The following is an 8253-nucleotide window of genomic DNA, read 5'->3' on the forward strand; positions in this document are numbered from 1 at the left end:
ACCGGTACAACGCCACCGCGTCCGCCTTGAACTCGGCGGGGTAATGCTTCATCCCCACGGGGACTCCGTTCTCCTGGACCATCAAGATCCAAGTCTCTCCGGTGTCCAAAACCCGGGGTCAAGACCCGTGCCTGCAGGGCATCCTGTTTGTGCTGCGTACCGGTATCCAGTGGGAGTGGTTGCCGCAGGAGCTCGGTTTTGGCTCGGGGATGACGTGCTGGCGCTGGCTGCGGGAGTGGGACGAGGCTGGTGTTTGGGGCCGGCTGCGCCTCTGACCGAGTTGTACCAGGCAGGGAAGCTGGACTGGTCGCGGGCGGTGATCGATGGCTTGCACCGGCAGGCACGTCGGGGCGGCCCAATCCCGGGGCCGAGCCCGGTCGACCGGGGCAGGCCGGGCTCGAAGCACCACGTGATCACCGACGCGCACGGCATCCCACTGGCCATCACGCTCATCGGCGGCAACTGGCACGACGTGACCCAGCTGCTGCCTTTGCTCGACGCGATACCGCATATCAAGGGCCGCACCGGCAGGCCCCACCGGCCACGGCACTTGTCCGCCGACCGTGGATACGACTTCGACAAGTACCGCCGTCTGCTCTGGAAGCGCGGCATCCAACCGGTTATTGCACGACGCGGCATACCTCACGGTTCCGGGCTCGGAACCGTGAGGTATGCCGTCGAGCGCACGAACGCCTGGATCCACGGCTTCCGACGGTTACGGATCCGCCGGGAGATCCGCCACGACGTCCACGAAGCCTTCCTCGAACTGGCCTGCTGCGTAATCACCTACCGACACGTCCAAGCATTCTGTTAGCTCCTCTGAACCGCTTGTAGTGGTCGGGGAGTTCTCGGTGTCCGTAGTACAGGGTGCGGGCGGTGGCGTCGGCGCCCTGGTAGGCACGGTCGGCCAAGACCAGGATTTTCCTGGTCAGACATGCTTGGACGATGCCGTGTACACGGGCTGCCGTCAGGTCGTGGGTGCGGCCGGGCAGTGCGCGGGAGAACTACAGCAGGGTTCCGTCCGGACGGGCGACGGCCCGCACGTTCATGCCGTGCCGCTTGTGCTTTTGACTGTAGTAAGGCTCGTCCGCGGCGATGCGGTCGGTCGGGATCAGCGTCCCGTCAACGATGACGAAGTCGCCCTCACCCAGGCCCACCAGAGACTCGCGGAGACCAGGTGCCCAGGCCACGAGAATCTCGAGAGTCTCGTCGCCGTACCGCCAGGCCGTGGACTCCGACACCCCGAAACCTGCCCCGACCTGCGCGAACGTCTCATTCTTCCGCAGACGCGCCAGCACCAGGAGCGCCTACTTGAAGTACCCCAGCCTCCTCCAGGGAGACTTCAGCTCACACTGGCGGGCGTGGATCAGCCACGAGACGTGCTCGACCAGCTCGTGCGAGACATCGAGCATGGCAGGATACGGAACCAACAGGGCCTCTTGGACGCCGGTGTGATGAGTGGAAGCACCACGCCAACGACAAGGGGCCCTGCCGCGTCACCCCACCTGAACAGCCCTTTCACCCTTCAAGAGCCAGGATGCAAGAGGTTCAGTGACCTGGCTGATACCCGCTGGACACCGATCGAGCCGGCGCTGACCGCCTGACAGATCGAACGCCGCGACCGCAGCCTGAACATCAGCGGCCCGACCGAGCATGATCTGCGCTCCCTGAAGAACGCCGTACTCCACGAGGACCGCGCCGATATTTCCTGGTGCCACCTGACATAGACTTTCCCCGCTAGTGGACCGCTTACGGCGACTTCGCCTCTTGGCAGAAAGACAGTGTCTTCGAGCAGCTCACCCACCATTGCGCGTCTAGTCCGTGAGGCCGATGACCGCCACGATGAGCCGTCTACGTGCATGCTGAACTCCCAGATCGTCAAGACGCCAATGTGCGCTTCGTCGACCAGGAAACCGATACTGGAAAGGGGTCATTGGCTACAAACGCCACCTTGGCATCGATGTCCACCCGGGCCCCTATGACCGAGGATTCAAGGTTACCCCGAGGCGGTGGAAAATCTGGTCCGTGCATCACCGCCGCCTCGCCCGTGACTACGAGATCCATCCGCACCGATCCGAAGCCATGATCTACCTCACCGTGATCGACCTCATGGCCCGCGAGAAAGCACATCGGACTGACGCGGTACCTAAACCCTGGATGCCCAACACAGATCAGCAGACCAAGGGCACAGTAAGAACCCTATGATTTCAGAGGAAACTCAAGCAGCATTGCCAGGGATCAGCGCATTCACATAAGAATTCCAGCATGAAGAATTAAAAGGTTCATTGACTTGAATTATCAGGAGGAAGGTTACCAAGCTTCACTGCCGTAAGATTGCCCAACTCGGCAGGACTCACGAGGACAGCAGTAAGAATCTCCCTGCCATCTTCGCTTATGGTGATCGAGGAGTCCGGCCTAACATGAATATCAAGTGTGCCAGGGCTAACATATGTCCAACGATGTGCAGCATCTTCTTCAAGAGAAGTCCGATCACTGCTGGCTATAAAACAGCCTTCGATGGCCACGGTACCCAATTCACCGATCCGATGATCACCTTCCGCGCGGAGGTAGATAATTCCCTGGTGTCCCACCCCTACCTCAGCTAGGCTGAGAGAAAAGCCGAGGTCAGATCCTGATAGAGTTGATTCGGGTGCTATAGGACAACTAATCCAGATGAAGTCGCTAGATTCATTAACAATAGTGCCAAAGTTAAACATTACAGCCTCTCTTTATCGTAATTCATCTCGTTTTCTATAACATTGGAACCGACGGAGTCGTCCAGAGATACCTTTCCTAGGGTCGGCGTAGCGGTCCACACTCCCAAGTACTTGGCCCTGTTGGCGAACCCTCCGAATAACTCTTTATTGGCTTTATTTTGGAGCTTCTCGTTCCATGTTTTCAAATCATTTAGATCATCCTTCGTGTCGCCAACCCGAGAAGGGAAATGGCTTCGTATGGATGCGGCTGATATTCCTCCATCTTCGCCACTGGTGAGTATGTTAAGAATGGACTCTTGAGATTGATTCCTGGCCGTATCGCTGGCTATCCTTACACCATCACCACTCCTCAGCATAGTGTCATCTCCCCAGATCTGATAAGGCTCTTTTCTCGAGTCGGATGAAACCCATAAGGATTGCGCATTGTAATGGTCATGAAGTGCGGCAGTAGATGACTGAACAACACCATTAGCTAAGAACTTGAGCCAATTCGAATAGGCTTGTTCGGTATCACTTCCCTCAACTCCAGAAGCAGCTTTTCGTTCCTCTTTAGAAATTTTCTCCTGGCCACTTTCCGGATCCATCACGACACCAGTGTACGGCCATTCTGTGTACATAGCATCGGGCGCAAGATTTGCTTGATCTTTGAGGGTCATCTCTTTTATGTATTTCCAGTCACCGGTTGGTATGTACTTATCCTTCGACCATTCTATAAACCACTGCATCACGCGGGTCTTATTAACCAAATGGCCGGCAGCAAATGAATCCTGTAGAAAATGGTCCGCATACCCGTGATAGAGCCACGCCTTATGCGTATTAAGGTCACGCTTTTCCCCTCCTTGGTATGCATCCGTTGCGTATTTGCGTGCAATCGTATAATACTGATACCAGCGGTGCCATGAGAAAGGAGCGAAGTGGCAAGCATTCCTGGCCAAAAGTCCATAATAATGATCCTTGCCCTTCTCTCCAACTTTCATTGTTAGATCATTCATACGTTTCGTTTCGAGCAGTTTTTCAAGAAACCCACCCCATTGCCAGTTAACTATGTTGTTATCGAAATTCTTACTCGATTCATCGAGTAGCCAAGTTCCACCAATCTTATTATAAGTTTCCTGTCGAACTGTCTGCAGTATAGGTAAGAGGATTTCTTTAGGTTGCTCTTCAAGGATCTCGGGCTCAGGAAGGTAGTCCGCAAGTGTATTAAGCTCTCCGTAAGTCACTATCAGGCCGCTGTTCTTTAGGGTTACCGTACGAAGATCTGGAAATATATTCTTGATTTTCCCTTCCGTAACCTTCTCTGGGTCGGTCTCCCATAACAGCAGTAACTGGCGTAGCTTCTTGAGGTAGCTACCTGACTCTCCACTCTTTTTATCCAATGCCTTTGCTACGATATCCAAGGATTCCGTATTGCAATCCCCTAGCATCCTGTGCTCCCACGAGGAATGGCATTTGACAAGCAATGGGGAACTTTCTTCCAACCGTCTCGGCGCCACGGCAGATTCGGGTATCACTTTACCGGACAGGGCGAGAACTGAAAATTCGTCAGCCAAATACTCGTCTGGATCATCAAAGGGCTGAACTCTGTCTCCCTGAGAGGCGCCATGAGGTACGCAGCCGGTTCGCACAGCATGAGACACCTCATGTGCGAGCAGCTTCCTCCCTTCGGAATTGCAAAGATTATACCGTCCGGTTCGAAAGAAAATATCCGAGCCTACCGTGAACGCCTCAGCGTCGAATATTTTGGCTAATTCATCCGCGCGGGGGTCGACATGGACGCGCACTTGGTCTAGATCCACTCTAAAGCTGTTTTCTAGCCACGAACGTGTCGACCCATCCAACGGAATACCATACTCTAATTCCTGACGTATACGTCGTGCAACAGAATTATCAAGCACTACTACCTCCACTCAGGGATTGCCATATGCGAAAGTTTGGCGGGGAAATAAAATCGGTCTGATGATGCTGCCATTATGAATAAACAGGCTAACCTTGGTAAAAAGCTTCTCGTAAGTATGTTGCTTTGTCCGCAATAGTCTGGTCGTTCAGGTGATCTCCACTCGGCGTCGTGAGATCGTCGAGGTGTTCACCGAGCTCGCCGCAGCAGCTCCAGCGGCTGGTCAAGTCTGTTCACCGGCCAGGCCAGCCGTGGTCACTGAACCTCTTTCATCCTGAATTCTTGCAGGTCAGGAGGGTATGGACGGCGACCACGATCTGGCTGATGCGGTTGGTCGAGCAACGGGCTCCGCAGAGTATGCGCCAGGTCTTGAGCCGGGCGAAGCCGCGTTCACCGGGAGCTCGCAGTCTGGCGTGGACGCGGTTGAACCGCTTGTGGCGTCGGCGCCCTGGTAGGCACGGTCGGCCAAGACCAGGATTTTCCTGGTCAGACATGCTTGGACGATGCCGTGTACACGGGCTGCCGTCAGATCGTGGGTGCGGCCGGGCAGTGCGCGGGAGAACTACAGCAGGGTTCCGTCCGGACGGGCGACGGCCCGCACGTTCATGCCGTGCCGCTTGTGCTTTTGACCGAGTTCTTTCAGTGTTGCGGCTCCAGGGTGAGGACGGCAGTGGCGATTGCCGCCATTCGATTGGGGCTGCACCGGGGCTTTGCGGAAGATCCGCCAGGATTTCAGACGGGCCCACGCCCCGCTCGACTGGTGGCCGTGTTGCGGAAAGCGTGCGGTTGATAGTTCGCTGGATAGTCGGGGGCGGCTTCGCGTAGGGCACGCAGCAGCCCGGGCGCGCTGACACCGCAGCAGCCCGACGGCTGCTGCGGTGTCAGCGGGGGCAGTGCCGCCTGCGATGCCGAAACCAGCGGCGAGCTGGGTAAGGGTGTCATGCCGGCGCAGGTACACCAGCCCGACGAGGGCACGCCGAAGCGGCGGAAGTTTGCAGCGGCGGTCACCCTCACGGGTGACGATGAGCAACGTGACCCACTCGACCAGCGCATGAGGCAGGTCGAGTACGGCAGGATAGGGAACCAACGAGGCTCCTGTACTGACGGGTTGAGACTTCGAACATCTCCCCCAACGGCACGGGAGCCTCGTACGTTGCGGACACCACCACCCCCACCTCCCGTCAACGATGACGAAGTCGCCCTCACCCAGGCCCACCAGAGACTCGCGGAGACCAGGTGCCCAGGCCACGAGAATCTCGAGAGTCTCGTCGCCGTACCGCCAGGCCGTGGACTCCGACACCCCGAAACCTGCCCCGACCTGCGCGAACGTCTCATTCTTCCGCAGACGCGCCAGCACCAGGAGCGCCTACTTGAAGTACCCCAGCCTCCTCCAGGGAGACTTCAGCTCACACTGGCGGGCGTGGATCAGCCACGAGACGTGCTCGACCAGCTCGTGCGAGACATCGAGCATGGCAGGATACGGAACCAACAGGGCCTCTTGGACGCCGGTGTGATGAGTGGAAGCACCACGCCAACGACAAGGGGCCCTGCCGCGTCACCCCACCTGAACAGCCCTTTCACCCTTCAAGAGCCAGGATGCAAGAGGTTCAAGGAGTCGGGAGTTCCGATTTGTCTATACCTACAGAGAACGCGGGGATTTCTCGCTCTGGTTGCTTTTCCCACCTAGGGCCATTCTGTGAGTACTTAACAGATATTTCATAATTCCCGTCTCCCGGCATGTCCACCCAGTCACCATGAATTTCGCCAGCGCGCTGCATGTCTCCATCAGAAGCTGCCCCGCTTTGAATTTCTGAACCATTATGTTTGATTACATGAGACTGATTTGGCTTGCAAGGGTTTTGACTTCCAGAAGTGTACAACCATCCAAGGTACCTAAAGCTGCAATTCCGAATGCGGCTAACGGCACGGATTTTCCCTTTTCCATTGGTTTCCAGGCAAGTCTGTACGAATGACTCAACTATGTCTTCCCCGAGTAAACCTTTTTCGCCCAAATAGTCATAGCCACTATCCGGGCAATGAGTGTTGCTTCTCCGTGGGGTTAAGCCGGAATACGGAGAGGCGATAAAGTCCATAACTTTATCAGCCACCCATTCGTCTTTGTGGATTTCATTGTGTCCAAGACAAGGAGTCACTTCATTCCTAGCGCCTGGCACAGCTGAAGTTCTGCCCGCCTTAATTGTCCCTTTCCCTATCCCCCCAACGATTCCATCACAAAAGTATGCGGGCGCCTCATTCGTTACCCCTTCCCCCACGTTTGAGCGGAAGGTAGCGTACAGCGTCGGCCCTGGGACTGACTTAGCCGGGTCGTCCTCTCCTTCATTTAGCTCCTTGATAAAGGGGGAGCCTTCAGACATTTCCCCGGGAAACCAGTTAGGAGCCACTGCGGTTCCGTGGATGGGCGACGCTATTCCCACCCAGTGGGCCACAAGCTTACGCTTAGTTTCATCAGAATTTCTTAAATACCATAGAGTAGGAAGCCCACCTCTGGAATGGGCGACGATATCTACCGCTCCACCTGGTGAAGCCTTTGCTTTTTCTTCGATTATCTTACCGAGGTTTTCGGCGGCTTTCTTGATTTCTAACTTTGAACTGTAATCTACGGCGTAAAGCTCCTCATCCCTATAACCTGCTTTCTTAAAGAATTCTTTCATAGGGGCGAACGTTGCCGATTCGCCGCCGAAGCCGTGAACGAACACGACAGTCCTGTGAGCTTCTTGCTGGGGGGCAGAATATGCAACGGGAGCTTGAGCGAGACATAAACCGGTAGCCATGAGGCCTACAGAAATAGCCGACGCTCGACGAGTGAGAGAGGGCTTTCCCGCCGCCCCTATCTTCTTTAGCAGAGTGAACATATAGCGCTTCCTTTCTTTTGCTAAGCTTCCCATGTAGTGTTGATCGGATCAAAGTAAATAAGATCAGACGGATAGTGATGGAAATCCTGAGTGGTATGGATCAGACGTCCTCAGATCTGCGACAGCTCAACTCGCCCTGTCAGAAAATGAAGTGTTTCAAACAAAACCTACCTGCTTGCGCTAGTCTATCTATGGAAAAATAAAACTTTCCTACAGGTCAGCTCAGTTCCGGGCGCTCAGAGTCCCCCACCTGACGATTTCGACGAAACGCTCGAGGTTCTTATTTTCTAAACACCAGGCTGGCACAAGGATCTGGAAAGTCTGGATGAGGGAGAGTTACTGAGCGTTTGGTCCGTTGATTCGTGTTTGGTCCGGGGGTTAGGTGCCGTGCCGGTTCGGGGTGGATTCGTTGGTGAGCCGGCGGGTCATGAGGTCGATCATGGCTTAGGGCTCGTAACAGGATGATGAACGGGTCTTCTTGAGGTGCCTCGGGCGGTTGGGGCCGCAGGCCAGCGAGAGGAACGTGTTGTGGGGTTCGGTTCGGTGCTCCCTGCGGATGGCGGGGCGTTTGAACTGGTGGAGCAGGGCGAAGGTCTGTTCCACGGCGTAGCGGAGTTTGCCCAGGCGCTGGATGTTCGGGGTGCCTTTGCGGGAGATGACCGGCAGGATCTCCCGCCTTGCGCTGCTCGCGCCGGTTTGGGTTGGAGTCGTAGCCCTTGTCACCCAGGAGTGAGCCGGGGCGGCGGCGGGGGCGGCTGGGCCGTCCGGC

3 protein-coding genes and 5 pseudogenes are annotated in these 8253 nt (G+C 56.1%); 1 reads left to right on the plus strand and 7 read right to left on the minus strand.

Features of this window, described 5'->3' with window-relative positions:
* Window positions 1-80: 80 nt before the first annotated feature.
* A pseudogene (locus LUZ64_RS36090) lies at window positions 81-814 on the plus strand (IS5 family transposase).
* 7 nt (window positions 815-821) lie between these two features.
* Here the strand turns inward: LUZ64_RS36090 and LUZ64_RS36095 are convergent.
* From LUZ64_RS36095 to LUZ64_RS36130, 7 genes and pseudogenes are all read right to left on the minus strand, one after another.
* Window positions 822-1471 (minus strand): annotated as a pseudogene (locus LUZ64_RS36095) (transposase family protein); the annotation flags it as partial.
* Between the two features lie 811 nt (window positions 1472-2282).
* Complete coding sequence (locus LUZ64_RS36100) at window positions 2283-2717, minus strand: hypothetical protein (RefSeq protein WP_143593240.1); 435 nt, start codon at window positions 2715-2717, stop codon at window positions 2283-2285.
* Window positions 2717-4624: an eCIS core domain-containing protein gene (locus LUZ64_RS36105; protein ID WP_095582259.1), complete on the minus strand. Its 1908-nt coding sequence runs from the start codon at window positions 4622-4624 to the stop codon at window positions 2717-2719. Before LUZ64_RS36105 ends, LUZ64_RS36100 begins: the two co-directional genes overlap by 1 nt.
* Before the next feature lie 256 nt (window positions 4625-4880).
* Window positions 4881-5698: pseudogene (locus LUZ64_RS37975) on the minus strand (transposase family protein).
* Between the two features lie 90 nt (window positions 5699-5788).
* A pseudogene (locus tag LUZ64_RS36120) lies at window positions 5789-6141 on the minus strand (helix-turn-helix domain-containing protein); the annotation flags it as partial.
* A 77-nt stretch (window positions 6142-6218) separates the two neighbouring features.
* Window positions 6219-7484, minus strand: coding sequence for an alpha/beta hydrolase (locus LUZ64_RS36125; RefSeq protein ID WP_170116802.1), 1266 nt, complete (start codon window positions 7482-7484; stop codon window positions 6219-6221).
* Window positions 7485-7928: 444 nt separating this feature from the next.
* A pseudogene (locus LUZ64_RS36130) lies at window positions 7929-8253 on the minus strand (hypothetical protein); the annotation flags it as partial.

It is taken from the genome of Streptomyces albireticuli (assembly GCF_021228125.1).
GTDB classification, from domain to species: domain Bacteria; phylum Actinomycetota; class Actinomycetes; order Streptomycetales; family Streptomycetaceae; genus Streptomyces; species Streptomyces albireticuli.

What these genes read in the sequence shown, in the direction of transcription:
- LUZ64_RS36100 (WP_143593240.1), bottom strand. Translation starts at nt 2,717, where the DNA reads ATGTTTAACTTTGGCACTATTGTTAATGAATCTAGCGACTTCATCTGG.
- LUZ64_RS36125 (WP_170116802.1), bottom strand. Translation starts at nt 7,484, where the DNA reads ATGTTCACTCTGCTAAAGAAGATAGGGGCGGCGGGAAAGCCCTCTCTC.